This is a genomic window from Bradyrhizobium sp. UFLA05-89, assembly GCF_059803475.1.
The window spans coordinates 23,413-47,633 of sequence record NZ_JBANBA010000071.1; the positions used below are offsets into that span (position 1 = coordinate 23,413).

Below are 24,221 nucleotides of genomic sequence, written 5' to 3' on the forward strand. Positions count from 1 at the left end.
GCCGCGGCGCGGCGCTGCACCCCGGCGCGACGCGCGAACACGCGCTTAATCCTGCGGCTCTGACGCCGTGTCGCCTTGTGCGTCGATGCGCAGCCATCCGGAGGGTGCGAGGCGCTGCTGCGGCAGGAAGCGCGCCTTGTAGTCCATCTTCTTCGAGCCCTCGATCCAGTAGCCGAGATAGACATAGGGCAGGCCCTGGCGCCGCGCGCGGGCGATGTGGTCGAGGATCATGAAGGTGCCGAGCGAGCGGCTGACCTGGCTCGGCTCGAAGAAGGAATAGACCATCGACAGCCCGTCGCTGAGCACGTCGGTCAGCGCCACCGCGAGCAGCTCCTCGCCGCGGCCGGTGATGCCGCTGTCGGGGCCGCGCTTGCGGTACTCGATGATGCGGGTCTCGACATGGCTGTCCTCGACCATCATGGCGTAGTCGAGCACGGTCATGTCGGCCATCCCGCCATGGCGGTGGCGGGAGTCGAGATAGGCGCGGAACACCGAATACTGCTCCGAGGTCGGGACCGCGCTGCGCTGCTCGCCGATGACGTCGGCGTTGCGCGCCATCACCTTGCGGAAGTTGCGGGACGGGCGGAACTCGTTGGCGACCACCCGGACCGAGACGCAGGCCCGGCATTGGTCGCAAGCGGGCCTGTAGGCGATCGACTGGCTGCGGCGGAAGCCGCCGTGGGTCAGGAGGTCGTTGAGGTCGCCGGCGCGGTCCCCAACGAGGTGCGTAAACACCTTGCGCTCATGCCGGCCCGGCAGATACGGGCAGGGCGATGGCGCCGTAAGGTAGAATTGGGGGGTGTCGCGCGAGTGCTGGGTCAAGGGACGTCGTGGGCCTCCGAAACGGGTATCAGCATCGCGCTACGGAGGCCCATGGTCAATCGGTCAGCTTACAAGGTGGTTTAAGAGGCGCTCTAGTAGGTTCTGGCGGTCTGCGGAACGGGCGAGCGGACGGAGTTATTGATGACGACAGTTCCCAGCACGATGTCGTGCAACAAGCGCCGGCGGCCGTTGAACAGGCCGACCAGGACCACGAGCGGCGTCAGGAACGAGATCGACACCCAGAACAGCACCGCGTGCATGGCGCCGAGTACGAAATAGCCGGGCGCGCCGTACCAGGTGCGCAACTCCAGGTCCATCACCCGCATGCCGACCGTAGCGGAATGCGGACCGCCGATGCAGGCGCCGTAATAAACCACGGCCCAGATCACCGAGGCCGGCCAGGCGAGCCAGAACAGCGCCCAGCCGAGGCCGAGCGTGACCACGCCGAACACGGCGATGAAGACATAGCCAAGGATGACCGGGACCGAAATCACGATGAGGTCGATCAGGAATGCGAAGACCCGTCGGGTCGACACGCCGCGGAACAGCTCCGGCTGGAGGTAGGGATCGTAGGCATGCGGCGGAACCCCGCCACCATTGCGCCAGGGACTCGAGTTGGGGCCCGAATTGCCCGCGTCCGAATACGACATAATCCGTCCTTCCGATCGGAAACACCCGTGGCAGCACATGGGATCAGGCCATCCCCCTGCCAAGGCCGCGGTGACCAACAAGCGGAAATATTCCGGCGATTCGGGGGCGGTGAACGTGGGCACTGTCATTCCGGGTTCGGTCCTGCGGGACCGCCCCAGAATGACGGGAGTTGTATTAACTCTGCGCTCTGATCTTCTCCGCCGCCTTCGGCGCGAAATACGTCAGCACGCCGTCGGCGCCGGCACGCTTGAAGGCGAGGAGGCTCTCCATCATCGCGCGCTCGCCGTCGAGCCAGCCGTTGCCGGCGGCTGCCGCGATCATCGCGTATTCGCCGGAGACCTGGTAGGCGAAGGTCGGCATTGCAAAAGTGTCCTTCACCCGCCGCACGACGTCGAGATAGGGCATGCCAGGCTTCACCATCACCATGTCGGCGCCTTCGGCGATGTCGAGCTCGACCTCGCGCAGTGCTTCATCGGTGTTGGCGCTGTCCATCTGATAGGTGCGCTTGTCGCCTACAAGCGTCTTGGCCGAGCCGATGGCGTCGCGGAACGGGCCGTAGAAGGCGGAGGCGTATTTCGCCGCATAGGCCATGATCTGCACGTCGAGCAGGCCGGCACGGTCGAGCTCCTCGCGGATCGCGCCGACGCGACCATCCATCATGTCTGACGGAGCGATGATATCGCAGCCAGCCTCCGCCTGCACCAGCGCCTGATGCACGAGCACGGCCACCGTTTCGTCGTTCAGGATCCGGCCGTCGGCGATCAGGCCGTCATGGCCATGGCTGGTGAAGGGATCGAGCGCGACGTCGCAGAGGATGCCGATGTCAGGGAATTCCTTCTTGATCGCGCGCACGGCCTGGCAGACGAGGTTGTCCGGATTGGTAGCTTCCGATCCGTGCTCGTCGCGCAGCGAGGCTTCCGTGTAGGGAAACAGCGCGAGGCAGGGGATCGTCAGCTTCATCGCGCGCTCGGCCTCACGCACCGCCTGGTCGACGCTGAGCCGCTCGACGCCCGGCATCGAGTTGACTGCCTCGCGCTTGTTGCTGCCATCGATCAGGAACAGCGGCCAGATCAGATCGTCGGTGGTCAGCACGTTCTCGCGCACCAGGCGCCGCGCCCATTCTGCCTTGCGGTTGCGGCGCGGGCGGACGATCAGATCCAGGCCTAGATCTTTGGCAGAGGCGGCCGCCGCGCTTCCGCGCGCCACCTCGCGTAATTCGATCGGACGTCCGTACTTGATCGCCATCGTAGGTCTCTCCAGCGCGATGATTTATCATCGCGCTTAGTTGTTGTTTGGGCATGGTCTTTTCGGAAAACCGCTGCACACTTTTCCGGATCATGCCGAACTAGAATTATTCTTATACCAGCTCGCATGGTTCCCGTCACCGCGGCTTGACCTTCCGCAACCCGGTAGCAGACCGATTGATTTTGCCGGGCGAAGCGGCCAGAAGGGGAGCCATGTCCGAGATCTCAACCCGCGATGCCGCCCGCGACAGCGCAAGAGACGGCGCAATGTCGGTAGCTGCTCTGTCGTCCGAGCGGCCAGAGTCCGACGAGAACGTCTGGACGCGGCGGCTCGTGCTGTTCCTGCGCGTGATGGCGCTGCTCTCGATCCTGAAGGGTCTCTATCACTGGGCGCAGGTGACTGGCTTCGTTGGCGGTGAGGACGATGCGTTCGAGAACCAGTCGATGGCCTGGCAAGCCGCGACCGTCTACTTCGCCGTGATCGAGCTCGTCGCTGCCGTCGGCCTGTGGCTCGCCACGCCCTGGGGCGCTGTCGTGTGGCTCACGACTGTGGTGTCGATGGCGGTGATCGAATTGATGTTCCCCGGCATCTATGGCGGCAGTCTCATTGTGGTCGCGGTCGAAGCCTTCATGCTCGCCGCTTATCTCGCGCTCGCCTGGATGGCCGCGCGCGAGCGCCCGCCATAGACGTCGATACACAAGCCCTCGTACCCCGGACGCAGCGCAGCATGCAGTGATGCGCTGCTGAGCCGGCGGCCCACGATCTGCTACGCGGCATCTCGGTCCCGGCTCTGCGCTCCGCTTCGCTGCGCTTGTCCGGCGCACGAGAATATTGCTCTTGGTTGATCGATCGTTGCCTCGAATTTGAGGCAAGTTTTCGAAGATCCCGCGTGATCCGCCACAGCTCTTACGCGCCCGTTTCGAAACAGGGCAGGGCTGTTCTGGAATGCGACAAGTGGTGCGGACGGAGGGTGAACAGGACCTTGCCACCGTCAACAGAGGGTTGCGAAAAGTCCTTGTTGCACAGGCTTAATCCGCGATTCACTGTCTTAAATTCATGATCTCTTTATTCTCTTATTTAAGCTGATCTTCAAACGCCTCCCCTTAAGTTGCAGCTATCAGGCGAGACAAAAGTTTCGTCGAATAAGTGTCGACAAAAACGACAACAGGGGAAGTGTCATGATGAAAGCCGTCGCAACTGCGGCAGATACCGCAGAGCGCGTCGCCGGCCAGCAGGGCTCGGTGCAGTCGCTCTATCTGGAAGCTTTGACTCTGGTGGAGCGGCTGCATCGCCGCTTGCTCGACGTCATCAAGGATGAATTCGATCGTCGCGGCCGCGCCGACATCAACTCGGTGCAGGCGCTCTTGCTCTACAACATCGGCGACAAGGAGCTGACCGCAGGCGAGCTGCGTACGCGCGGCTACTATCTCGGCTCCAACGTCTCCTACAATCTGAAGAAGCTCGTCGAACTCGGCTTCCTCGATCATCAGCGCTCGCGCGTTGATCGCCGCTCGGTGCGCATCCGTCTGACCCCGCAGGGCCAGGAAGTTCGCCGCATCGTCGACGCTCTCTACCAGAAGCACGTCAAGACGGTGGAGCAGGTCGGCGGCATCTCGGGCGAGGAGTTCTCCACGCTGAACAAGTCGCTGCATCGCCTCGAGCGGTTCTGGACCGACCAGATCCTATATCGGCTCTGATTTTTTCGGAAGGATCAAGGCTAAGCCGGCCCCAAACAAGACCGGCGTGCCTTTCCGAACGTGCCTGAACTTCCCCAATCGCGCCGGCCCGGCTTTGCCCGGACCGGCGCGTTTTGTGTTTTTGCACCTGCGAAAAAAGTAACTCGTTTGCGGAACCAGCCGTCAGCTCGCGGCTTATCCCCTCCGGATCGGAGGCGTGCGATGCTGGTCGAGCGCGGACTACAGACGATGAACGTGGAGATCGTGAGCGAGGCTTATGCCATCGCCGCGAATTATCTGCGCAGAGCCGGTGCACTCCCCGATACGCTCGTCACCGATGAGCGGCTGTTGAAGATCATCGTGCAACTGTTCCAGCACGGCGAATTCAACAAGATCAGGCTCGCCAACAAGGCGATCGCCAAATTCGAAGCTGCCTTCGAGGCTGGCGCGTTTGCCTGACAGCGTTCCCCAAAATTCGGACCAAGCAGAGGATGCCATGGAAGCCGCCATCGACCGCATCATGAAGACCTATGACCTCTTGGCCAACCGCACCGCTGCGGCGAGTGAGGAGGCGAGGGCCAAGGTGACGAACTACCTCAATACGCTGGTTGAGGCGGGCGAGAAGGACACGCATCGGTTGACGGTCTGCGGTCTGACCTATCTTCGTGAGCTCGACGGCAGCATCGACCCGGTGAAGGCTGGTTATACCGGTTTGTGAGGAGAGGCGGCCAAGTCCATCTCAAAGCCGGAGGAAGCGGTTGCCGGCGCCGTCTGGGCGCCGGTCGGCGGGCGTGACAGCGGCCGGCCGTTAACGATTGGCCAGCATCCCAGCGCAGGCGAATTCGTCTTTCGGGCCTCCAGATCCCCCGATCCCCACCATATCTGGCATAATTGTCGTCCCCGACCCGCAAAAGCTTGGCCGGGGCGAGCCGATGTGGTAGATCGCGCGTGCTTCCAACCGCCACACAAGACCGACCGTAGCCCGCCAAAAAGGCTGCGGCGTTGGAGATATTCGCCGATGACTTCCGCAAAAACCGCCTCCGCGCCCGATTCGTTTTTCACGGCCTCCGTTGAGCAGGCCGACCCGGAAATCGCCGCCGCCATCAAGGGCGAGCTGGGCCGTCAGCGCCACGAGGTCGAGCTGATCGCCTCCGAGAACATCGTCAGCCGGGCCGTGCTGGAAGCGCAGGGTTCGGTGATGACCAACAAATATGCGGAAGGTTACCCCGGCGCGCGATACTACGGCGGTTGTGAATGGGTCGACGTTGCCGAGAATCTTGCGATCGATCGCGCCAAGCGGCTGTTCGGCGCCAACTTTGCCAACGTGCAGCCGAACTCGGGCAGCCAGATGAATCAGGCCGTGTTCCTGGCGCTGATGCAGCCTGGCGACACCTTCATGGGCCTTGATCTGGCCGCCGGCGGCCATCTCACTCACGGCTCGCCCGTCAACATGAGCGGCAAGTGGTTCAAGGCCTCGCACTACACGGTGCGGCGCGAGGACCAGATCATCGATATGGATGCGGTCGCCAAGCAGGCCGAAACGGTCAAGCCGAAGCTGATCATCGCCGGCGGCTCGGCCTATTCGCGCGCCTGGGACTTCAAGCGTTTTCGTGAGATCGCCGACAGCGTCGGCGCGTACCTCCTGGTCGACATGGCGCATTTCGCGGGCCTCGTGGCCGGTGGCGTGCATGCTTCGCCAGTGCCTCATGCCCACGTCACCACCACCACGACCCACAAGTCGCTGCGCGGTCCGCGCGGCGGCCTGATCCTGTGGAATGACGAGACGCTGACCAAGAAGCTCAACTCGGCGATCTTCCCGGGCCTCCAGGGTGGGCCGCTGATGCATGTGATCGCAGCGAAGGCGGTCGCATTCGGCGAGGCGCTGCGGCCGGACTTCAAGGTCTACGCCAAAAACATCGTCGAGAACGCCAAGGCTCTCGCGGAAACGCTGCGCGGCCACGGGCTCGATATCGTGTCCGGCGGTACCGACAACCATCTGATGCTGGTTGACCTCAGGCCGAAAGGCCTGAAGGGCAACGTCTCGGAGAAGGCGCTGGTCCGCGCGGCCATCACCTGCAACAAGAACGGCATCCCCTTCGATCCCGAGACGCCGTTCGTCACCTCGGGCCTGCGTCTCGGCACGCCGGCGGCGACCACCCGCGGCTTCGGCGTTGCCGAGTTCAAGCAGGTCGGTGGCTTGATCGCTGAAGTTCTGAACGCCATCGCGCAGTCGTCCGACGGCAAGGCGCCGCTGGTGGAAGCCGCGATCAAGGAACGGGTCAAGGCGCTCACCGATCGTTTCCCGATCTACCAGTAAAGCCGGATAACAAGCGGATGCGCTGTCCCAACTGCAACAGTCTCGATACGCAGGTGAAGGACTCGCGTCCGACCGAGGATTCGTCCGTGATCCGCAGGCGCCGCATCTGCGTCGCCTGCAATTTCCGCTTCACCACCTTTGAGCGCGTGCAACTTCGCGAGCTCACCGTGATCAAGCGCAACAGCCGCCGCGTGCCGTTCGATCGCGACAAGCTGATGCGCTCGGTGCAGATCTCCTTGCGCAAGCGGCCGGTCGAGCCCGAGCGGGTGGAGAAGATGGTTTCTGCCATCGTGCGCGAGCTCGAGACTGCCGGCGAAGCCGAGATCTCCTCGGAGGTGATCGGCGAGACGGTGATGGAGCATCTGCGCACGCTCGACGACGTCGCCTATGTGCGCTTCGCCTCCGTCTACCGCAATTTCCGCGAGGCCAAGGATTTTGCCGACGTGCTCGGCGAGCTTTCCGGTGAGGAGGAAGCGCGGCTCGCCGCGATACGCAAATGATCTTCCGCATCCTGGAGGATCAGCTCGCGCAGAAGGCCCGTGAGTCCAAAGACGCCGATCGTCGCTTCATGCAGCTTGCGCTGGCGCTCGGCCGGCGCGGGCAGGGGCGCACCTCGCCGAACCCTGCCGTCGGCGCCGTCATCGTCAAGGACGGCGTGATCGTCGGTCGCGGCTGGACGCAACCGGGCGGCCGTCCGCATGCCGAGCGCGAGGCGCTGCGGCGCACGGGCGAGGCGGCCCGCGGCGCCACACTCTACGTCACGCTCGAACCCTGTTCGCATTTCGGCAAGTCGCCGCCTTGCGCGGACGCCGTGATTGCGGCTGGCGTCAAGCGCGTGGTGGCGGCGATCGAGGATCCCAATCCGGAGGTCGCAGGACAAGGCCACGCGCGCTTGCGCGCCGCTGGCATAGCCGTCGATGTCGGGCTCTGTGCTGTGGAAGCGGCCTACGACCATGCCGGCCATTTCCGCCGCATCCGCGACAAGCGCCCGCATGTAATCCTGAAGCTTGCGGTCTCGCCCGACGACAAGATCGGGGCCGCCGGCGGCAAGCCGGTCGCGATCACGGGGGAGGCTGCGCGCAACCGCGTGCACCTCCTGCGTGCGCAGAGTGATGCCATCCTGGTTGGCATCGGCACGGTGCTTGCGGACGATCCACTCCTGACGTGCCGCCTGCCGGGCATGGAAGCACGTTCTCCGGTGCGCATCGTGCTCGACCGGAATTTTCGCATTCCGGCGTCGAGCCAACTCGTCCATTCCGCACGCGAGGCGCCGCTGTGGGTGATCGGCTCGGAGCTGGCGGAAGCTGCCTCAGCCACGCGGCTCGGCGCGGCCGGCGCCCAGGTCATGCGCATGCCGCCCGGCAGCACGCCGGGGCTCGATCTTCCTGCGATACTGCAGGCACTGGCCGAGAAAGGCATCACACGGCTGATGGTCGAGGGCGGCAGCCACGTGGCCTCGTCCTTCGTCGCGGCCGATCTGGTGGATGAAATCTGGCTGTTCCGTGGGACGGAAGCGATCGGCGCCCATGGCGTCGATGCGCTCGATGCATTGCCCCTGTCGAAAATCACGCAGTCGCCCGCCTTCAGGGTTCATGCTAGCGAAACATTCGACAGGGATACTCTCACCATCTACGAGCGCGCTTAATGTTCACCGGCATTGTCACTGATATCGGCGAGATCGTCAGCCTGACGCCGACGGCGCAGGGCCAGTTGCATCGCTTGCGCATCGCCTGCCGCTACGATCGTGCGACCATCGCCGATGGCGCCTCGATCGCCTGCAACGGCGTCTGCTTGACGGTGGTGGCTTCCGGCGTCGAAGGTGGCAAAACCTGGTTTGACGTTGACGCGGCTGCCGAGACGCTGGCGCTGACGACGGCAAAGCACTGGAAGACGGGTACGAAGCTCAATCTCGAGCGCGCGCTCAAGATCGGCGACGAACTCGGCGGTCACATCGTCGCAGGCCACGCCGACGGGATCGCGACCCTCGTCAGTCGCGAGGATTTGCCCGATATGGCGCGGTTCGAGCTCAAGACCACGCGGGAGCTCGCGCGTTTCATCGCGACCAAGGGCTCGATCACGCTGGACGGCGTGTCCTTGACCATCAATACGGTCAAGGACGTGACCTTTTCGGTCCTGATCATCCCGCACACCCTCAGCATCACAACCATTGGTGCATGGCGCACCGGGGACGAGGTCAATATCGAGGTCGATCTGATGGCCCGCTATGCGGCGCGGCTGACCGAAATGAAGTGACGGCGCCGCCGCCATTCGCGGCGATAGCGTCTTTTGAACTTGGCTTAACCGCTTGCGGCGACTACATAACGCGCCGACCTCAGTAGAACGGATTGAACGATGGCAGACGCGCGGCGCGCACCCCTGAAGGACCGGACCGACATTTCCGGCGCGCGTGCGCTGATTGTCGAAGCGCGCTTCTATGACGACCTCCAGGATGCGCTTCTGGAAGGCGTGGTCGCCGAGCTGATGGCGGCCGGTCTCACCCATGACGTGATCACGGTTCCCGGCGCGCTGGAAATCCCCGCGGCCGTGGCCATCGCGGTCGACGCTGCTGCGAGCAACGGGAAACCCTATGACGCCGTGATCGCGCTCGGTTGCGTGATCCGCGGCGACACCATCCATTTCGAGATCGTCTCGCAGGAATCCTCGCGCGCGCTGATGGATCTTGCCGTGGCGCGCAAGCTGCCGCTCGGCAATGGCATCCTCACCGTCAACACCGAGGAGCAGGCCTGGGCCCGGGCTCGCGCCAGCGAGCTCAACAAGGGTGGCGATGCCGCGCGCGCGGCGCTTGCCATGCTGCGCATCAAGCGCCGCCTGGCGCGGGCCTGAGCCATGGCGGACACCAGCAAGAAACAGCCCGGCGGGGTGGAGAAAAAGGCGAACCGACGCGGCGCCGCTCGGCTCGCCGCCGTGCAGGCGCTCTACCAGATGGACATTGCGGGCGCCGGCATCAATGACATCTTTGCCGAGTTCGAGAGCCATTGGCTCGGCAACGAGGTCGAAGGCGATAAGTATCTGCCGGCGGAAGCTGCCTTCTTTCGTGACGTCGTCTCGGGCGTCGTGCGCGACCAGAAGAAGCTCGATCCCCTGATCGACGAGGCGCTGTCGAAGGGCTGGCCCCTGAAGCGTATCGAGGCGATCCTGCGCGCAGTGCTGCGGGCAGGGGCCTACGAGTTGGAGCATCGCAAGGACGTGCCGGGCCGCGTCGTGGTCTCCGAATATGTCGACGTCGCCAATGCTTTCGTCGATCGCGAGGAGACCGGCATGGTCAACGCGGTGCTCGACCAGATTGGCCGCCACTTCCGCGGCGACGAGTTCGGGCGGTAGTCGTTACACATTCCGCTGTCATCACCCGCGAAAGCGGGTGATCCAGTACGCCGCGGCAGCGGTAATTGATCTCGGGCGTCTCGGCCTACTGGATCGCCCGGTCAAGCCGGGCGATGACAGTGGTGCGTGTGGATAGGCCGATGGCAAACGCTACAAATATCTCCGGCGAAGACTCGCTTATCGCGCGCTATTTCAAGCCGCTGGCGACTGACCCCGGCGCATTCGGGCTGGTCGATGATGCCGCCATCCTGAAATCCTCCGGCGAGGACATCGTCGTCACCACGGACGCCGTGGTCGAAGGCGTGCATTATCTCGCTAGCGACCCGCCCGATACCATCGCCCGCAAGGCGTTGCGGGTGAACCTGTCCGATCTTGCGGCGAAGGGCGCCACGCCGGCAGGCTTCGTGCTGACGCTGGCGCTCCGCAGCAAGGACGATGCCTGGCTGAAGCCGTTTGCCGATGCGCTCGGCGAGGATGCCAAGAACTTCACGTGCCCGCTGCTTGGCGGCGACACGGTCTCCACGCCCGGACCGCAGATGATCTCGATCACGGCCTTCGGCCGCGTGCCCCTGGGGCGGATGGTCGGCCGCACCGGGGCCAAAGCCGGTGACCGCATCATGGTGACCGGCACGATCGGCGATGCCGCACTCGGTCTCGCGGTGCTCAAGGGCGATGCTGCCGCGAAGGCGCTGGCATCCGATCCGGCCGCACGGGACGTCGTGGTCGCGCGCTACCGAATCCCGCAACCGCGCAACGCGCTGGCGCAGGCCGTGCGCGACTGTGCGAGCGCTGCGATGGATGTCTCTGACGGGCTTGCCGGCGATCTCGCCAAGCTCTGCGCAGCCTCAGGCGTATCAGCCACGATCGATACGGCCAGCGTGCCCCTGTCGGCGCCGGCCGCCGGCCTCGTTGCGCGCACCGCCGTCGGGATCGAGGCGCTGCTGTCCGGTGGCGATGACTATGAGCTTCTGTGCACTGTTCCTGAGTCGCGCTGCGCCGACCTGATTGTGGCCGGGCGGGCGCTGGGCGTGGCCGTGACCGCCATCGGAACGATAGTGCCGGGAAATGAGGCCCCGCGCTTCCTGGATGGCGCGGGCCGGGAACTGGTCCTCAAGCGGCTGTCCTACAGCCACTTCTAGCAATTTCCGCGAAACGGACGCCTACGACCTAAGGACCTGTCGAGATCGACGATTTTCGCGCCTGCGGCGTTGCACGGGCATGGCGGATTTGGCAAGGTCCCCGCCCATCGGGGCTGCTCCTTTTGGGGAGGAGCGGTCCCGCGTTAAGGCGCCACTCCGTCACAACGGGAAAGAATCGGCGCTGGGGGTACATCAAGGATCTGAGGCAAAATTCACATGACAGCATTATGGTTGATAGTGCTCTGCGGAGTGCTCTCTGTCGTCTACGCGATCTGGGCTACGTCTTCGGTGTTGGGCGCGGATGCGGGGTCGCCGCGCATGCAGGAAATCGCCGCAGCGGTCCGCGAGGGCGCTCAGGCCTACCTGCGACGCCAGTACACGACGATCGGCATCGTCGGCATTGTCATCTTCGTGCTGCTCGCCTATTTCCTGGGTATCTACGTCGCCGTCGGCTTTGCCATCGGCGCCATCCTGTCGGGAGCCGCTGGCTTCATCGGCATGAACGTCTCGGTTCGCGCCAACGTGCGCACCGCGCAGGCTGCGACGACGTCGCTCGCCGGCGGTCTCGAACTCGCCTTCAAGGCTGGCGCCATTACCGGCCTTCTGGTCGCGGGCCTCGCGCTCCTCGGCGTGACCCTCTATTTCGGCTTCCTGACCTATTCGCTGAAGCTTGCACCTGACAGCCGCACCGTCGTCGACGCCATGGTGGCGCTCGGCTTCGGCGCCTCGCTGATCTCGATCTTCGCCCGTCTCGGCGGCGGCATCTTCACCAAGGGTGCGGACGTCGGCGGCGACCTCGTCGGCAAGGTCGAGGCCGGCATCCCCGAGGACGATCCGCGCAATCCGGCGACGATCGCCGACAACGTCGGTGACAACGTCGGCGACTGCGCCGGCATGGCCGCCGACCTGTTTGAGACCTACGCGGTGACCGCGGTCGCCACCATGGTTCTGGCAGCGATCTTCTTCGCCAAGACGCCGATCCTCGCCAGCATGATGACGCTGCCGCTCGCGATCGGCGGCATCTGCATCATCACCTCGATCATCGGCACATTCTTCGTGAAGCTCGGGCCGAGCCAGTCGATCATGGGCGCGCTCTACAAGGGCCTGATCGCAACCGGCGTCCTGTCGCTGATCGGCATCGCCGGCGTGATCTACTACCTGATCGGCTTCGGCAAGCTCGAGGGTGTCGACTACACCGGTGCGGCGCTGTTCGAGTGCGGCGTGGTCGGCCTCGTCGTGACCGCGCTGATCATCTGGATCACCGAGTACTACACCGGCACCGACTATCGTCCGGTGAAGTCGATCGCCCAGGCCTCGGTGACCGGCCACGGCACCAACGTCATCCAGGGCCTTGCGGTTTCGATGGAGGCGACAGCGCTGCCCGCGATCGTCATCATCGCCGGCATCCTCGTCACCTACAGCCTTGCCGGCCTGTTCGGCATCGCGATCGCGACCGCCACCATGCTGGCGCTCGCCGGCATGGTCGTCGCGCTCGACGCCTTCGGCCCGGTGACCGACAACGCCGGCGGCATCGCCGAGATGGCGGGCCTGCCCAAGGAAGTACGCAAGTCGACCGACGCGCTCGACGCGGTCGGCAACACCACCAAGGCAGTGACCAAGGGCTACGCGATCGGCTCCGCCGGTCTCGGTGCGCTGGTGCTGTTCGCGGCCTACAACCAGGACCTCAAGTTCTTCGTTGCGGACTCCGCGAAGCATACCTACTTCGCAGGGGTCAATCCGGACTTCTCGCTCAACAACCCCTACGTCGTGGTGGGCCTACTGTTCGGTGGTCTGCTGCCGTATCTGTTCGGCGCGATGGGTATGACTGCGGTCGGCCGTGCGGCCGGCGCGATCGTCGAGGAGGTCCGACGTCAGTTCCGCGAGAAGCCGGGAATCATGCAGGGCACCGACAAGCCCGACTACGGCAAGGCGGTCGATCTTTTGACGAAGGCGGCGATCAAGGAGATGATCATCCCCTCGCTCTTGCCGGTGCTCTCGCCGATCGTCGTCTACTTCGTGATCTACGCGATCGCGGGCGGCGGCGCGGCCGGCAAGTCGGCGGCATTCTCGGCCGTCGGCGCCATGCTGCTCGGCGTGATCGTCACGGGTCTCTTCGTCGCGATCTCCATGACCTCGGGCGGTGGCGCCTGGGACAACGCCAAGAAGTACATCGAGGACGGTCATTTCGGCGGCAAGGGCTCCGATGCCCACAAGTCCGCCGTGACCGGCGACACCGTCGGCGATCCCTACAAGGACACGGCCGGCCCCGCGGTGAACCCGATGATCAAGATCACCAACATCGTGGCGCTGCTGTTGCTGGCGATCCTCGCGCACTGAGCAGCAGGGACAGCGCAAAACAAAACCCCCGCGGCGCAGGCCGCGGGGTTTTTGTTTTTTTCCCGTTGTCATTCCGGGGCGATGCGAAGCATCGAACCGGAATCTCGAGATTCCGGGTTCGGTCCTGCGGACCGCCCCGGAATGACTGACACCACCTACTGCACATCCATCTGAAGGCCTTCCTTCTGGATGATGCTCGCGAACTTCTTCGTCTCGGCGTCGACGAAGTCGGAAAACTGCTGCGGCGTGCCGTAGTCGGCGCGTGCGCCCATCGCGGCGATGTTCTTCCTGATGTCCTCGCGCGCGAGCATCGCCTTGACCTGCAGATTCAGCGCCTCGAGCACTGGGGCGGGCACGTTCTTTGGCAGGAACACGCCGAACCAGGATGACACGTCGAAATTGGCAAGCTCCGGCGCGCTCTCGCGCATGGTCGGAAGGTTGGGTGCGAGTTCGCTGCGCTCCGGCGTGGTGACGCAGAGCCCGTTCAGCGTGCCGTTCTGCACCTGCGGCAGGCTCGGATAGAGGTTGTCGAACAGGACCTGGATGTCGCCGGCAAGCGCCGCCTGGAGCGCGGGGCCGGCACCGCGGAACGGGATGTGCGTCATCTTCAGCCCGGTGAGCTGGAGGAACCAGGCGCCGGTGAGGTGAGGGCTCTGGCCGACGCCGGAGGAGGCATAGCTGAACTTGTCCGGATTGGCCTTGAGGAAAGCGATCAGCTCTCCGATCGACTTGATGCCTGTCTTCGGATGCGCCGAGACGATGTTCGGGATCCTGATCATGTTGGAGACCGCCTGGAGCTGCTCCGCATTGTAGCTGAGGTTCTTGAAGATGCTGTAGGCGATCGCGTTGGGGCCGGGGTTGCCGATCAGGATGGTGTGGCCATCCGCTTTGGCGCGCGCGGCTTCCGCGGTGCCGATGGTGCCGCCGCCGCCTGAGCGGTTCTCCACGACCGCCGACTGGCCCCAGACGGTTTGCAGATGCGCCGCGAGCAGTCGTCCCATGACGTCGGTCGAGCCGCCGGCGGCGGCCGGCACGATGATGCGGATGTTCTCGGTGGGCTTCCAGTCTGCCAGGCTCGTGCGCGGCAGAATCGCCGCCGTCGACAGGGCTGCCGCGCCGGTCAGCACGCGCCGGCGGGAAAACGATGTCCTTGTCACGAATCCACTCCCTGCCTCTTGTTTTGCAGGGAGCGTAGGGAAGGCGCCGTGCAACCGCAAGCAGCGCGGGGCGGCACGACGCCGCAGCCTGGCCTCAGTTGAAGCTGAGCAGCTTGAACAGCGGCGCGAGGTAGCTGAGCTCCTGGCCCGAGGTCGGCGTGGTGCGGCTGATGAAGTCGAAGATCTTGCCGTCCTGCAGGCCGTAATTCGCGAGCCGGCGGACGCGCCGATTCTTGTCGAAGTAGATCGCGATCACGCGCTGGTCGACCACACTCTGGTTCATGAAGGCGACCGGACGCTGGGAGCGCTGGGAGATGTAATAGAACACCTCGCCGTCGAGCGTTGCGACGGTGGAGGGCGTGCCCATCACGATCAGCACCTGGTCCTGGCTCGCCCCGAGCGGAATCTGCTCGAGCGCACCGGGCGGCAGGATGTAACCCTTCTGGAATTGTTCGCCGGTGCAGGCGGCAAGCGCCACGCTGACGAGCGCCGCGGCGGCGACGGCGCGCCAGCGCGCGTAACGGCCGCGCACCTTGGCGCTGCGGTGGCTGGTCTGGCTCGAATTGGTCATTCTCGGAACTATCCCGTCCCCTTGCGTCGCGCGAGGCGCTGAAGTACCGGGCAGACGCGGCGAGCGCAACCCGCGCGCACACGCATGCGGAACCCACAATGCTCTGGCCGTTCAAACACTTCAGGAAACCCCGGCTAGCCCCGCGCGGCACCATTGAGGCCATCTATGGCATGATCGTGACGCAGGCACGAGAACCCATGTTTTACCGGGACTTGGCCGTCCCGGACACAGTTAACGGCCGATTCGACATGCTTCTCTTGCATTTGTGGCTCCTGCTGCGCCGGCTGCGGGCGGCTTCCGACGGCACCGAGCTCTCGCAGGCGCTGTTCGACCGCTTCTGCGAGGACATGGACGACAATCTGCGGGAGATGGGCGTCGGGGATCAGACCGTCCCCAAGCGGATGCGGGCCTTTGGCGAGGCCTTTTATGGCCGGGCCCGGGCCTATGACCAGGCCATGGACGAGGGCGACGAGGCGCTGGCGTCGGCGTTCTGCAAGAATATCTTGAATGGGACGGACAGCGCGCAGGCGCGGCGGCTTGCGGCCTATGCCAAGGCCACCGAGGCCGATCTCGCCAGGGCCGACCAGGGCGCGCTGCTGCGCGGTTCATTTGCGTTTCCACCGCCACCAGGGGAGCATGTGGCGCCATGACCAGACCCAACGCCGGACCCGAGACCGATCCGTGGCGCGCGCCAGTGATCGTGGCGCAGATCCCGGACACCGGCCTGCATCGGGACATCGAGGCATCGAGCCGCGAGCGCGAGGCCATGGCCGAGGTCGCGGGTGTTCGAGAGATCCTCTCCGCCCAGGCCTCTTTCGACGTATCCCCGAAGAGCGGCGGGCGGGTTCATGTCACCGGCAAGGTTCGGGCGCGAATCGGCCAGACCTGCGTGGTGACTCTCGACCCGATCGAGAGCGAGATCGACGAGGAGATCGACCTGGTGTTCGCCCCCGAGGCGGAGGCACGGCGACTGGCCGATCTCATCGAGGAGGGGCAGGACAGCGACGACGCGGAGGCCGTCCCCGAGCCGCCGGAGGCGATCATTGCCGGCGTCATCGACCTCGGGTGGCTGGCGACGGACGCCCTGTTTTTGGGCATCGACCCCTATCCGCGCAAGCCGGGGGTGGTGTTCGAGGCGCAGGTGACGGCGCCCGATCCCGGGGATCACCCCTTTGCCGTGTTGAAGGCGCTTCAGGACAAGCCCAAACGCAAATGAGGGCAAATCCCAGTGGGTCTGTGGCGGGCTTGCTTTGCGTTGTGCATGAATGGTTTGCCTCGTCAGGTCCAAAGATTGTTTCATCCGTTTGATTTCACGATGTTTTTCTCGCCGGGATGGGCCCGATTCGTGATCGTCCGGAATCCAAAAGACTGGGGGCAAGAGGTTGTTTCGGGGTGACAAAACGCTATTGTCGCGGCCCGGTCCGGGTGCGGTGTGGCGCCTGGCCGATCGCTGTTGATGATGGCGAACCCATTTCGCGGCCCCTCGAGTTCTTAGACCGCACGAGATCAGGTTTCCGGGACGTTCATGCCAAGCAAGGTTCGAATCGCGCTTGACGCCATGGGAGGCGATGTCGGCGCGCCCGTCGTCATTCCCGGCGCGGCCATCTCGCTTGCCCGGCATTCGGATATCGAATTCCTGCTGGTCGGCGACCGCGCCAAGATCGAGCCGGAGCTTCAGAAGCACGCCTCGCTGAAGGCCGCCGCGAAGGTGATCCATACCGACGTCGCCGTCAGCATGGAGGACAAGCCGAGCCAGGCGCTGCGGCGCGGCCGCAAGACCTCCTCGATGTGGCTCGCCATCGATGCGGTCAAGAAAGGCGAGGCGGATGTTGCGGTCTCCGCCGGCAATACCGGTGCACTGATGGCGATGTCGCGCTTCCACCTGCGCACGCTGCCCGGCATCGACCGCCCGGCCATCGCCGGGATGTGGCCGACCAAGCATGGCGAGTCTGTCGTGCTCGACCTCGGCGCCACCATTGGCGGCGATGCGCACCACCTGGTGTCGCTGGCCGTCATGGGCGCAGCGATGGCGAGCGTGCTGTTCGACAAGCCGCGCCCCTCGGTTGGTCTGCTCAATATCGGAACCGAGGAGATCAAGGGCCACGAGGAGATCCGCGAGGCCGGCGAAACACTGCGCGCGATGAATCTGCCGGAGCTCGACTATCTCGGCTTCGTCGAGGGCGACGGCATCGGCAAGGGGCTGGCCGACGTGATCGTCACCGAGGGCTTCAGCGGTAACATCGCGCTAAAGGCAGCCGAGGGAACCGCGCGGCAGATGGCGGAACTGCTCCGCAATGAGATGCAGCGGAGCTGGATGTCCAAGCTCGGCTACCTCTTCGCGCGCGGCGCTTTCCAGGCCCTGCGCGACAAGATGGACCCGAACAAGTCCAATGGCGGTGTGTTCCTCGGATTGAGGGGACTCGTGGTCAAGAGCCATGGCGGAATCAGCGCCGAAGGCTTTGCCTATGCGATCGATGTTGGCTATGAGATGGTCCACTACGATCTCCTGACCAAGATCAATCAGATGCTCAACCGCGACGGTGGCGCGTTTAGTTCCGTGCCGACCGCGCAGGAGGCTGTTTCGTGACTCAAATTCGATCGGTCGTGCTCGGCTGCGGCAGCTATTTGCCGGAGCGTGTCGTGACCAATGCCGAGTTGGCAGCCCGCATCGACACGTCGGACGAGTGGATCGTGCAACGAACGGGCATTCGTGAGCGTCACATCGCGGCCGACGACGAGTTTACCTCGCACCTTGCGATCAGGGCGGCGCGCGCCGCGCTCGCGCATGCCCGGCTCGACCCGCAGGCGATCGACCTGATCGTGCTCGCGACCTCAACGCCCGACAACACGTTTCCGGCGACCGCAGTCGCCGTTCAGCACGGACTCGGCATCAACCATGGCGCGGCGTTCGACCTGCAGGCGGTCTGCTCCGGCTTCGTGTTCGCGCTCGCCACTGCCGACAACTTCCTGCGCACGGGCGCCTACAAGCGCGCGCTGGTGATCGGCGCGGAAACCTTCTCGCGTATCCTCGACTGGAACGACCGCGGCACCTGCGTGCTGTTCGGCGACGGCGCGGGCGCGATCGTGCTGGAAGCGCAGACGCAGGCCGGCAAGACCTCCGACAGCGGCGTGCTGACCACGCATCTGCGTTCGGACGGTCGCCACAAGGCCAAGCTGTTCGTCGATGGGGGCCCCGGCTCGACCAGGACGGTCGGCCATTTGCGCATGGAAGGCAAGGAGGTGTTCAAGCACGCCGTCGGCATGATCACCGACGTGATCGTCGATGCCTTCAACGCCACCGGCATGACCGCCGAGGACATCAACTGGTTCATCCCGCACCAGGCCAACAAGCGAATCATCGATGCGTCCGCCCACAAGCTGCATATTGCGCCGCAGAAGGTGGTGCTGACCGTCGACAAGCACGGCAACACCTCGGCGGCCTCCATTCCGCTGGCGCTCTCGGTCGCAGTGAAGGACGGTCGGGTGAAGAAGGGCGACCTGCTGCTGTTCGAAGCCATGGGCGGCGGTTTCACCTGGGGTTCCGCACTCGTCCGCTGGTAGTAGAGCGCGTTCGATAAAATTTTGCCGAGATTGCGGGCCACTTTGGCGACTCAAAGCAGGGATGAGCGGGTTGACCGTCGTCTCGTAACCTCATAATTTTAGACGACAATTGTTCGCCGTGATGTGGGGCAGGGCGATGACCGAGACTAGTAAAACCGTAACGCGTGTTGATCTCTGCGAGGCCGTCTACCAAAAGGTCGGCCTGTCGCGGACGGAATCGTCTGCCTTCGTGGAACTCGTGTTGAAGGAGATCACCGATTGCCTCGAGCGGGGCGAGACGGTGAAGCTGTCCTCGTTCGGTTCCTTCATGGTGCGTAAGAAGGGCCAGCGTATCGGCCGCAATCCGAAGACCGGTACCGAGGTGCCGATTTCGCCGCGCCGGGTGATGGTGTTCAAGCCGTCCGCCATCCTGAAGCAGCGGATCAATTCGCAACACAAGGCCAATGGCGACGGCAGCAAGACTCAAGCCGAGGCATAATCGCCTCCCATAGGAGAGCCGCATTTGGACAAGGCGCCGGATGCGTTCCGCACCATCAGCGAAGTAGCGCAGGACCTCGACATCCCGCAGCACGTCCTGCGGTTCTGGGAGACCCGCTTCTCCCAGATCAAGCCGATGAAGCGCAGCGGCGGCCGCCGCTACTACCGCCCCGACGACGTCGACCTGCTCAAGGGCATCCGCCGGCTGCTCTATGGCGAGGGCTATACCATCCGCGGCGTGCAGCGGATCCTCAAGGAGCACGGCATCAAGTCGGTCCAGGGGCTCGCCGATTCGTCGGCCGCGGTCTCGTTCGGCGCGATCGAGGACGCGATCGGCCAGAGCCTGATGGAGCCCGAGGAGGAGCCCGAGATCCGCGGCGTCGCCGATACCGACGATGACGACTACCAGGGCGAGGAGGAGGAAGGCATCGATTTCCGCTTCGCCGAGATCGACGACGAGGAAATCCTCACCACCTTCCGCAAGGGCGCAAGCGAACGCGCTGGCCCGAGCCCGGCCGACCGGGAGCGGCTGGAGCGGGTGCTCCAGGACCTCGTCGCCTGCCGCGAACTGCTCGACGAGGCGCTCAAGGTCGGCTGAGCAGGGGCATCCTGCGACTTCAAGGGGATGTTCCCGGTTTTCCGGGCGGTTCAGGCGCCTTGCGCAAAGCCGCGATCCTAGCTATGGGAACGGCATTCGGAGCGTGGCGCAGCCCGGTTAGCGCACTAGTCTGGGAGACTAGGGGTCGGAGGTTCAAATCCTCTCGCTCCGACCAAAATTCTCAACAATGTCAGATCAGGTTTCGGGCGGTCGGCGCCAGCGGATCGCCCCGTTGGCGGTCGTCCCGGCAAAACGGCGAAAACAACCCCATGCATAGTAGCCGCCGACGGGTGGCGCCAGGCGCAGCGGATTTTGCGAAATCATTGAGACGTCGAGGTAAATCGGCGGACTGACGCCATCCTGGCGCGGGGCCCCCTGTAAGACCCGGGACCCGGCGCTGGCGCGCACGATCTGACCCATGGTCGTCGTCCTCACGTCGGGCAAGCCGAACAGGCTCCGGCGTCGAGCTTCTATCTGGTTCGCGGCGCATAAGGGACATTGGCGCACGCGGCGTGGATAGCTTCTGAAGCCGAACCATCTCACTACCTTGACCCAAAACCATTTTGTATCTACAAAATAATCCGGTGAAAATCATATGGGACGAACCGAAGCGCCTCGCGAATCTTGACAAGCACGGGATGAATTTCGCCGATCTCAATGAGAGATTCTTCGATCGGGCATTCGTGTTGCCGGCGCGAGGAAAGCGCTATCGTGCAATCGGCGTGAATATTCGCGGAGTGATTTGTGTCGTCTTTGCCGTTTACGGCAAGGAGGCCATCAGCATCATCAGCATGCGCCCTGCAAGCAAGGATGAGAGGAAGGCATATGAAGAAAACCGCCGCTAAGAAAAAGACGTCAAAGAAGCGCTACACAGCGAGCGATATGCGCGCAGTGAGTGACAATCCGGAATGGACGAAGGACGACTTCGCAAAGGCCCGCCCGTTCGACGAAGTTTTCCCGGGCATGCGCAAGGGGCGCGGCCCCAACAAGGCGCCGACAAAGAAAGCCGTTTCTCTCCGATTGAGTCCTGAAGTCGTTGAGCACTTCAAGCGCGGAGGGCCACGGTGGCAAAGCCGAATTGATGAAACCCTCGTGAAAATCGTGAGGCGTGACACGAAGGCGCGCGTCTAACCAAACCACTGCCTCCGCTCCTCACCCGATCGCAATCCGGCTGCCAATCGTGCGGCGTCTGCGTCGTGCGCTCGGGCCATTTTGCGCGAGGCTGGTCGCCGCCCGAACCGTCAGACCTTCCGATAGGTGACATGCCCCGTCGCGAACGGGATGCCGGCTCGCCCGGCGCTACCTCGCACGATGCAGGCTCGCTCGTCGATCGCGTAGAACCAATCGTCGAAATTCAGCTTGAAGGATTTGCCGCCGGCTTGCGGCGTGTCGCGGGTGTACTTCCAATGGAATGCGCAGCCGGCTTGCTCGCCTATGGCCTCGCCTTCAAGGCGATTTTCCAACCCGGTGTACTTGCCTCCGTCGCCTTTTCGTATCGTCCAATGCAGCGTGTCCGTGTGTCCATCATCGAACGTATAGGTCTCGATGAACACCACAGTATCAGTGTCCGCATCCAGTTCGCCGTGGCCTTCTATCGTTGCGCGCTTCAGTAATCCGCCAACCAGGCTCTCCAATACGGCCCAGCCTTCGAGCCGTCCGACGAAAAATCGCTCGGGAAGAAACAGCGGCGTTGTGGATCTGAAAGCCTCGATCGCCATCGGTAAGCCCATTCGGAAAGCGTCTAACCAAGTCGCTTGCACCGACGAGGTTCCTGATCAGTGCGGAAACATGCTCGGCTCGGTGCGCTCGACGATCCGCAGCACGCTCTTGCAGGCCGGACATTCATACGATCGAATTTCGTACCGCCCGGCGGCCGGTTCGCTTCGGACGAATGTGCGCGGCTGGTCGCACGGGGTGCAGCGTGGCCTTTCGAAGTATTGATTGCGGTTCATGGCAGAACCCAAATCGCAGCGTCAGGAAAAGAAAAGGAAACGTCCACCCGCAAAATATCGGGCGGCCACCGAGTCCAATATCAAGCGGCTGATCTCAGCCTCGGTGCAAGTATCGTATTCGCGACGCGAGCCTACAAACGGTTCGGTATCCGACGCTTCCTGTCGGAACACAGTGCGAGTGGCAGCTTGGCCACAGCATCGCGGTCATTTTCGGGCGGACGAACGTGTCTGATCTCAATCGCCGGATGATAGTTCAATTTTCAAAAAATCTACAATAATCAAATGCTTGCCTCCGCTTCGGAAGGCTGGGGCCGAGGTTTAGATCCTCTCGCTCCGACTGTTTTCAGCACGTTTTGCAAGAGGTCGGCAGAAACCGGTCCTCCGGGCGTTTCCTCCCCTTTCGGGGTAGGGCCTTAGGCGTGGCCCTTGATCTCGTAGTGACCTGGCACACACTTGTAGCGTTCGATGCGCCAGTTGACGTGATAAATCGGGTGCTCACCCATCCATTTTGCGAGTTCGGCCTGCGCGCCGACCGCACACTGCATGAGCGAGATTTCGGGCGTCATGTTGCTGTCGGTGACGATTTCCTCGACGCAACCGCCTGAGGCTGCTGCGCCAAGCCGGCAGAGCACGGCCACGACGGTAATAAACATGCATTTCACCTCTTTGGTTGTTACTCGCCATGAGGAGATGCAAGTGGAGTGCCACGCCCTGTGTCGATCGCGACACGATGGCTTGAAGACTCACCTCAGCTTTTCGCCCCATTTGATGATTCGGATTGTAAAAAAAATCCCCTCAATCCGAAGCCGGACAAATACGGGGAACCGGCTGCTATGAACCATCGTAAAGGCGGCGTCGCCGCTCGCCCGCTTCATCGCTGTGGTTGCAGCCGGTAGGTTTGAACGCGGTGAAGGCCGCAATCGTGGTCGTGCGCTCGAGCTGCGGGAGAAGCTGCTCACGCTGTGGAATGCGATCACCGCCGACAATCTTCCCGCCTGCAATGCGCCATGCGATGTCCATGCGGCGGAATAATTCGTCCGCCGACTTTTGCCGTCGTCGTGCCGCAGCGCCGGCCTGCTTTACCGCAGGCGCGGCGCTGCTACACTTTGCAGCGGCCCATGCATTGCCCGCGAAGGCCACCAAGACCAACAACCAGACCAATAGCGAGGGGCCGAGCCCATGAAGGACTTTTCCGGAAAGATCGCCGTCATCACCGGCGGGGGAACGGGGATGGGGCGCGAGCTCGCGCGCCAGCTCGTCGCCGAGGGCTGCAACGTCGCGATGTGCGATGTCTCGGAAGCCGCGATGGCCGAGACCAGGCGGCTGTGCGAGGTCGAGAAGCTGCCGCAGGGCCTGCGCGTCACAACCCATGTCGCCGACGTCGCGATCGAGGATCATCTCAAGCGCTTTCGTGACGAGCTTGCCGAGCAGCAGAAGACCGACAGGATCCATCTGTTGTTCAACAATGCCGGCATCGGCGGCGGTGGCAGCCTGTTCACCAACACGCGCGAGCAGTGGGAGCGCACCTTCAACATCTGCTGGGGCGGCGTCTATCTCGGCGTGCGCACCTTCCTGCCGATGCTGGTTGCGGCCGACGAGGCGCACATCATCAACACCGCGAGCGTCAACGGCTTCTGGGCCTCGATCGGCATGGGGCAGGCGCACACCGCCTACAGCTCGGCCAAATTCGCGGTGAAGGGGTTTACGGAGGCGCTGATCAACGATCTCCGCCTGCACGCGCCGCACGTCAAATGCTCGGTGGTGATGCCCGGTCACATCGGCACATCGATCGTCTCCAACTCGCGCAAGGTGCAGAGCGGCGACGGCTCAGAGCGCCTCAATGCCGACGAGGTCGCGCTGACCCGAAAGCGCATGGTCGCGGCCGGCGTGCCGGATGCCGACAAGATGTCGGACGAGGACGTCCAGGCGGCGTTCGCCGAGCGTGCTCGCAGCTTTCGCGAGGATGCACCGACCACGGCCGCGCAGGCCGCGAAGATCATCCTCGACGGCGTCAAGGCCGAGCGGTGGCGCATCCTGGTCGGCGAGGACGCCGTGCGCCTCGATCAGCGCGTGCGCGCCACGCCCGAAGAGGCCTATGAGCGCGCCTTCTACGAGGGCTTTGCCCGGGAGGTCGGTTGGCGGCTGGGGTGAGGCGAGGGGCGGTATTGCCAATTCGATGTCGTCCCTGCGAAGCCATGCCATTTTTGCAGGAGTGTCGTGTGTCCACGTTGTAGCCGTCATGCCCCGCGAAAGGCGAAAGCGGGCACCCAGTACGCCGCGGCCTCTCCATATACGTCACTGTCTCTGGAATACTTGTATGGGCTTGGTCAAGGATGAGTGGTTGTTAGATCATTTCAGATCATCTCCTTGTTCGAA

General features: G+C 63.8%; 30 protein-coding genes and 1 tRNA gene. 22 read left to right on the top strand and 9 right to left on the bottom strand.

Features of this window, described 5'->3' with window-relative positions; translation table 11 throughout:
• Positions 1-45: 45 nt before the first annotated feature.
• The 3 genes from SO139_RS29720 to hemB form a co-directional block, all read right to left on the bottom strand.
• Positions 46-822, bottom strand: coding sequence for an arginyltransferase (locus SO139_RS29720; RefSeq protein WP_498541069.1), 777 nt, complete (start codon positions 820-822; stop codon positions 46-48).
• A 92-nt stretch (positions 823-914) separates the two neighbouring features.
• Positions 915-1,472, bottom strand: a complete 558-nt coding sequence (locus tag SO139_RS29725) for an RDD family protein (protein WP_449380689.1) — start codon at positions 1,470-1,472, stop codon at positions 915-917.
• A 175-nt stretch (positions 1,473-1,647) separates the two neighbouring features.
• Positions 1,648-2,718 carry a porphobilinogen synthase gene (gene hemB, locus SO139_RS29730; RefSeq protein WP_449380688.1) on the bottom strand — a complete coding sequence of 357 codons (1,071 nt, stop codon included), beginning with the start codon at positions 2,716-2,718 and terminating at the stop codon, positions 1,648-1,650.
• A 212-nt stretch (positions 2,719-2,930) separates the two neighbouring features.
• Between hemB and SO139_RS29735 the strand changes: the two genes are divergently transcribed.
• From SO139_RS29735 to SO139_RS29790, 12 genes are all read left to right on the top strand, one after another.
• Complete coding sequence (locus SO139_RS29735) at positions 2,931-3,404, top strand: DUF6163 family protein (protein ID WP_449380687.1); 474 nt, start codon at positions 2,931-2,933, stop codon at positions 3,402-3,404.
• Between the two features lie 492 nt (positions 3,405-3,896).
• Positions 3,897-4,415: a transcriptional regulator LdtR gene (ldtR, locus tag SO139_RS29740; protein ID WP_027522899.1), complete on the top strand. Its 519-nt coding sequence runs from the start codon at positions 3,897-3,899 to the stop codon at positions 4,413-4,415.
• Positions 4,416-4,616: 201 nt separating this feature from the next.
• A complete protein-coding gene (locus tag SO139_RS29745) occupies positions 4,617-4,853 on the top strand; it encodes a hypothetical protein (RefSeq protein ID WP_449380686.1) in 237 nt (78 codons plus the stop codon).
• A gap of 37 nt (positions 4,854-4,890) precedes the next feature.
• Positions 4,891-5,112: a hypothetical protein gene (locus SO139_RS29750; RefSeq protein ID WP_449380685.1), complete on the top strand. Its 222-nt coding sequence runs from the start codon at positions 4,891-4,893 to the stop codon at positions 5,110-5,112.
• 300 nt (positions 5,113-5,412) lie between these two features.
• On the top strand, positions 5,413-6,711 hold the full coding sequence (glyA, locus tag SO139_RS29755) for a serine hydroxymethyltransferase (protein WP_449380684.1): 1,299 nt from the start codon (positions 5,413-5,415) through the stop codon (positions 6,709-6,711).
• A 17-nt stretch (positions 6,712-6,728) separates the two neighbouring features.
• Entirely contained in the window at positions 6,729-7,211 is a 483-nt protein-coding gene (gene nrdR, locus SO139_RS29760; protein WP_449380683.1) for a transcriptional regulator NrdR, read from the top strand.
• Complete coding sequence (gene ribD, locus SO139_RS29765) at positions 7,208-8,356, top strand: bifunctional diaminohydroxyphosphoribosylaminopyrimidine deaminase/5-amino-6-(5-phosphoribosylamino)uracil reductase RibD (RefSeq protein ID WP_449380682.1); 1,149 nt, start codon at positions 7,208-7,210, stop codon at positions 8,354-8,356. The genes nrdR and ribD overlap by 4 nt, the downstream gene beginning before the upstream one ends.
• A complete protein-coding gene (locus SO139_RS29770; RefSeq protein ID WP_449380681.1) occupies positions 8,356-8,964 on the top strand; it encodes a riboflavin synthase in 609 nt (202 codons plus the stop codon). The genes ribD and SO139_RS29770 overlap by 1 nt, the downstream gene beginning before the upstream one ends.
• 99 nt (positions 8,965-9,063) lie before the next feature.
• Positions 9,064-9,555, top strand: a complete 492-nt coding sequence (ribH, locus tag SO139_RS29775; RefSeq protein WP_498541070.1) for a 6,7-dimethyl-8-ribityllumazine synthase — start codon at positions 9,064-9,066, stop codon at positions 9,553-9,555.
• Positions 9,556-9,558: 3 nt separating this feature from the next.
• The gene (gene nusB / locus SO139_RS29780) at positions 9,559-10,053 is read left to right on the top strand and encodes a transcription antitermination factor NusB (protein WP_284263106.1); all 495 of its coding nucleotides are present in this window, start codon (positions 9,559-9,561) and stop codon (positions 10,051-10,053) included.
• A gap of 140 nt (positions 10,054-10,193) precedes the next feature.
• Positions 10,194-11,192: a thiamine-phosphate kinase gene (gene thiL / locus SO139_RS29785; protein WP_449380679.1), complete on the top strand. Its 999-nt coding sequence runs from the start codon at positions 10,194-10,196 to the stop codon at positions 11,190-11,192.
• 216 nt (positions 11,193-11,408) lie between these two features.
• Entirely contained in the window at positions 11,409-13,529 is a 2,121-nt protein-coding gene (locus SO139_RS29790) for a sodium-translocating pyrophosphatase (protein WP_449380678.1), read from the top strand.
• A 155-nt stretch (positions 13,530-13,684) separates the two neighbouring features.
• Here the strand turns inward: SO139_RS29790 and SO139_RS29795 are convergent, their stop codons facing one another.
• Positions 13,685-14,686, bottom strand: coding sequence for a Bug family tripartite tricarboxylate transporter substrate binding protein (locus SO139_RS29795; protein WP_449380677.1), 1,002 nt, complete (start codon positions 14,684-14,686; stop codon positions 13,685-13,687).
• 94 nt (positions 14,687-14,780) lie between these two features.
• Positions 14,781-15,257 carry an outer membrane protein assembly factor BamE gene (locus tag SO139_RS29800; protein ID WP_449380676.1) on the bottom strand — a complete coding sequence of 159 codons (477 nt, stop codon included), beginning with the start codon at positions 15,255-15,257 and terminating at the stop codon, positions 14,781-14,783.
• A 98-nt stretch (positions 15,258-15,355) separates the two neighbouring features.
• Here SO139_RS29800 and SO139_RS29805 point away from each other — a divergent pair, with 98 nt between their 5' ends.
• From SO139_RS29805 to SO139_RS29835, 7 genes are all read left to right on the top strand, one after another.
• Complete coding sequence (locus SO139_RS29805) at positions 15,356-15,907, top strand: ubiquinol-cytochrome C chaperone family protein (RefSeq protein WP_498541071.1); 552 nt, start codon at positions 15,356-15,358, stop codon at positions 15,905-15,907.
• Complete coding sequence (locus SO139_RS29810; protein ID WP_449380674.1) at positions 15,904-16,473, top strand: YceD family protein; 570 nt, start codon at positions 15,904-15,906, stop codon at positions 16,471-16,473. Before SO139_RS29805 ends, SO139_RS29810 begins: the two co-directional genes overlap by 4 nt.
• Positions 16,474-16,782: 309 nt before the next feature.
• Entirely contained in the window at positions 16,783-17,844 is a 1,062-nt protein-coding gene (gene plsX, locus SO139_RS29815) for a phosphate acyltransferase PlsX (RefSeq protein ID WP_498541072.1), read from the top strand.
• Positions 17,841-18,818 (top strand): beta-ketoacyl-ACP synthase III, encoded by a 978-nt coding sequence (locus tag SO139_RS29820; protein WP_449380672.1) that lies wholly within the window; start codon positions 17,841-17,843, stop codon positions 18,816-18,818. The genes plsX and SO139_RS29820 overlap by 4 nt, the downstream gene beginning before the upstream one ends.
• Positions 18,819-18,954: 136 nt before the next feature.
• Positions 18,955-19,296 (top strand): integration host factor subunit alpha, encoded by a 342-nt coding sequence (locus SO139_RS29825; protein ID WP_254095658.1) that lies wholly within the window; start codon positions 18,955-18,957, stop codon positions 19,294-19,296.
• 24 nt (positions 19,297-19,320) lie between these two features.
• Entirely contained in the window at positions 19,321-19,893 is a 573-nt protein-coding gene (locus tag SO139_RS29830; protein ID WP_449380671.1) for a MerR family transcriptional regulator, read from the top strand.
• A gap of 97 nt (positions 19,894-19,990) precedes the next feature.
• Positions 19,991-20,068 (top strand) — tRNA-Pro (locus SO139_RS29835).
• 20 nt (positions 20,069-20,088) lie between these two features.
• Here SO139_RS29835 and SO139_RS29840 read toward each other — a convergent pair.
• Complete coding sequence (locus SO139_RS29840) at positions 20,089-20,313, bottom strand: hypothetical protein (protein ID WP_449380670.1); 225 nt, start codon at positions 20,311-20,313, stop codon at positions 20,089-20,091.
• A gap of 164 nt (positions 20,314-20,477) precedes the next feature.
• On the opposite strand from SO139_RS29840, the gene SO139_RS29845 reads away from it, so the two are divergent.
• Positions 20,478-20,738, top strand: coding sequence for a BrnT family toxin (locus SO139_RS29845; protein ID WP_449380669.1), 261 nt, complete (start codon positions 20,478-20,480; stop codon positions 20,736-20,738).
• Positions 20,719-21,024 (top strand): BrnA antitoxin family protein, encoded by a 306-nt coding sequence (locus tag SO139_RS29850; protein ID WP_449380668.1) that lies wholly within the window; start codon positions 20,719-20,721, stop codon positions 21,022-21,024. Before SO139_RS29845 ends, SO139_RS29850 begins: the two co-directional genes overlap by 20 nt.
• A 110-nt stretch (positions 21,025-21,134) precedes the next feature.
• On the opposite strand, the gene SO139_RS29855 is transcribed toward SO139_RS29850, so the two are convergent.
• The 3 genes from SO139_RS29855 to SO139_RS29865 form a co-directional block, all read right to left on the bottom strand.
• Positions 21,135-21,611 (bottom strand): DUF3833 family protein, encoded by a 477-nt coding sequence (locus SO139_RS29855; RefSeq protein WP_449380667.1) that lies wholly within the window; start codon positions 21,609-21,611, stop codon positions 21,135-21,137.
• Between the two features lie 647 nt (positions 21,612-22,258).
• Positions 22,259-22,498, bottom strand: coding sequence for a hypothetical protein (locus SO139_RS29860; RefSeq protein ID WP_449380665.1), 240 nt, complete (start codon positions 22,496-22,498; stop codon positions 22,259-22,261).
• Between the two features lie 178 nt (positions 22,499-22,676).
• Positions 22,677-22,865 (bottom strand): hypothetical protein, encoded by a 189-nt coding sequence (locus SO139_RS29865; protein ID WP_474800144.1) that lies wholly within the window; start codon positions 22,863-22,865, stop codon positions 22,677-22,679.
• A 159-nt stretch (positions 22,866-23,024) separates the two neighbouring features.
• Here SO139_RS29865 and SO139_RS29870 point away from each other — a divergent pair, with 159 nt between their 5' ends.
• Positions 23,025-23,996 carry an SDR family NAD(P)-dependent oxidoreductase gene (locus tag SO139_RS29870; RefSeq protein ID WP_449380663.1) on the top strand — a complete coding sequence of 324 codons (972 nt, stop codon included), beginning with the start codon at positions 23,025-23,027 and terminating at the stop codon, positions 23,994-23,996.
• Positions 23,997-24,221 lie beyond the last annotated feature (225 nt).

What these genes read in the sequence shown, in the direction of transcription:
- SO139_RS29790 (WP_449380678.1), top strand. Translation starts at nt 11,409, where the DNA reads ATGACAGCATTATGGTTGATAGTGCTCTGCGGAGTGCTCTCTGTCGTC.
- hemB (WP_449380688.1), bottom strand. Translation starts at nt 2,718, where the DNA reads ATGGCGATCAAGTACGGACGTCCGATCGAATTACGCGAGGTGGCGCGC.
- SO139_RS29840 (WP_449380670.1), bottom strand. Translation starts at nt 20,313, where the DNA reads ATGGGTCAGATCGTGCGCGCCAGCGCCGGGTCCCGGGTCTTACAGGGG.
- ldtR (WP_027522899.1), top strand. Translation starts at nt 3,897, where the DNA reads ATGATGAAAGCCGTCGCAACTGCGGCAGATACCGCAGAGCGCGTCGCC.
- SO139_RS29850 (WP_449380668.1), top strand. Translation starts at nt 20,719, where the DNA reads ATGAAGAAAACCGCCGCTAAGAAAAAGACGTCAAAGAAGCGCTACACA.
- SO139_RS29725 (WP_449380689.1), bottom strand. Translation starts at nt 1,472, where the DNA reads ATGTCGTATTCGGACGCGGGCAATTCGGGCCCCAACTCGAGTCCCTGG.
- nrdR (WP_449380683.1), top strand. Translation starts at nt 6,729, where the DNA reads ATGCGCTGTCCCAACTGCAACAGTCTCGATACGCAGGTGAAGGACTCG.
- SO139_RS29855 (WP_449380667.1), bottom strand. Translation starts at nt 21,611, where the DNA reads ATGGCGATCGAGGCTTTCAGATCCACAACGCCGCTGTTTCTTCCCGAG.
- SO139_RS29770 (WP_449380681.1), top strand. Translation starts at nt 8,356, where the DNA reads ATGTTCACCGGCATTGTCACTGATATCGGCGAGATCGTCAGCCTGACG.
- plsX (WP_498541072.1), top strand. Translation starts at nt 16,783, where the DNA reads ATGCCAAGCAAGGTTCGAATCGCGCTTGACGCCATGGGAGGCGATGTC.
- ribD (WP_449380682.1), top strand. Translation starts at nt 7,208, where the DNA reads ATGATCTTCCGCATCCTGGAGGATCAGCTCGCGCAGAAGGCCCGTGAG.
- SO139_RS29805 (WP_498541071.1), top strand. Translation starts at nt 15,356, where the DNA reads ATGCTCTGGCCGTTCAAACACTTCAGGAAACCCCGGCTAGCCCCGCGC.
- SO139_RS29750 (WP_449380685.1), top strand. Translation starts at nt 4,891, where the DNA reads ATGGAAGCCGCCATCGACCGCATCATGAAGACCTATGACCTCTTGGCC.
- SO139_RS29800 (WP_449380676.1), bottom strand. Translation starts at nt 15,257, where the DNA reads ATGACCAATTCGAGCCAGACCAGCCACCGCAGCGCCAAGGTGCGCGGC.
- SO139_RS29735 (WP_449380687.1), top strand. Translation starts at nt 2,931, where the DNA reads ATGTCCGAGATCTCAACCCGCGATGCCGCCCGCGACAGCGCAAGAGAC.
- thiL (WP_449380679.1), top strand. Translation starts at nt 10,194, where the DNA reads ATGGCAAACGCTACAAATATCTCCGGCGAAGACTCGCTTATCGCGCGC.
- nusB (WP_284263106.1), top strand. Translation starts at nt 9,559, where the DNA reads ATGGCGGACACCAGCAAGAAACAGCCCGGCGGGGTGGAGAAAAAGGCG.
- SO139_RS29745 (WP_449380686.1), top strand. Translation starts at nt 4,617, where the DNA reads ATGCTGGTCGAGCGCGGACTACAGACGATGAACGTGGAGATCGTGAGC.
- SO139_RS29825 (WP_254095658.1), top strand. Translation starts at nt 18,955, where the DNA reads ATGACCGAGACTAGTAAAACCGTAACGCGTGTTGATCTCTGCGAGGCC.
- SO139_RS29860 (WP_449380665.1), bottom strand. Translation starts at nt 22,498, where the DNA reads ATGTTTATTACCGTCGTGGCCGTGCTCTGCCGGCTTGGCGCAGCAGCC.
- ribH (WP_498541070.1), top strand. Translation starts at nt 9,064, where the DNA reads ATGGCAGACGCGCGGCGCGCACCCCTGAAGGACCGGACCGACATTTCC.
- SO139_RS29865 (WP_474800144.1), bottom strand. Translation starts at nt 22,865, where the DNA reads ATGGACATCGCATGGCGCATTGCAGGCGGGAAGATTGTCGGCGGTGAT.
- glyA (WP_449380684.1), top strand. Translation starts at nt 5,413, where the DNA reads ATGACTTCCGCAAAAACCGCCTCCGCGCCCGATTCGTTTTTCACGGCC.
- SO139_RS29810 (WP_449380674.1), top strand. Translation starts at nt 15,904, where the DNA reads ATGACCAGACCCAACGCCGGACCCGAGACCGATCCGTGGCGCGCGCCA.
- SO139_RS29870 (WP_449380663.1), top strand. Translation starts at nt 23,025, where the DNA reads ATGAAGGACTTTTCCGGAAAGATCGCCGTCATCACCGGCGGGGGAACG.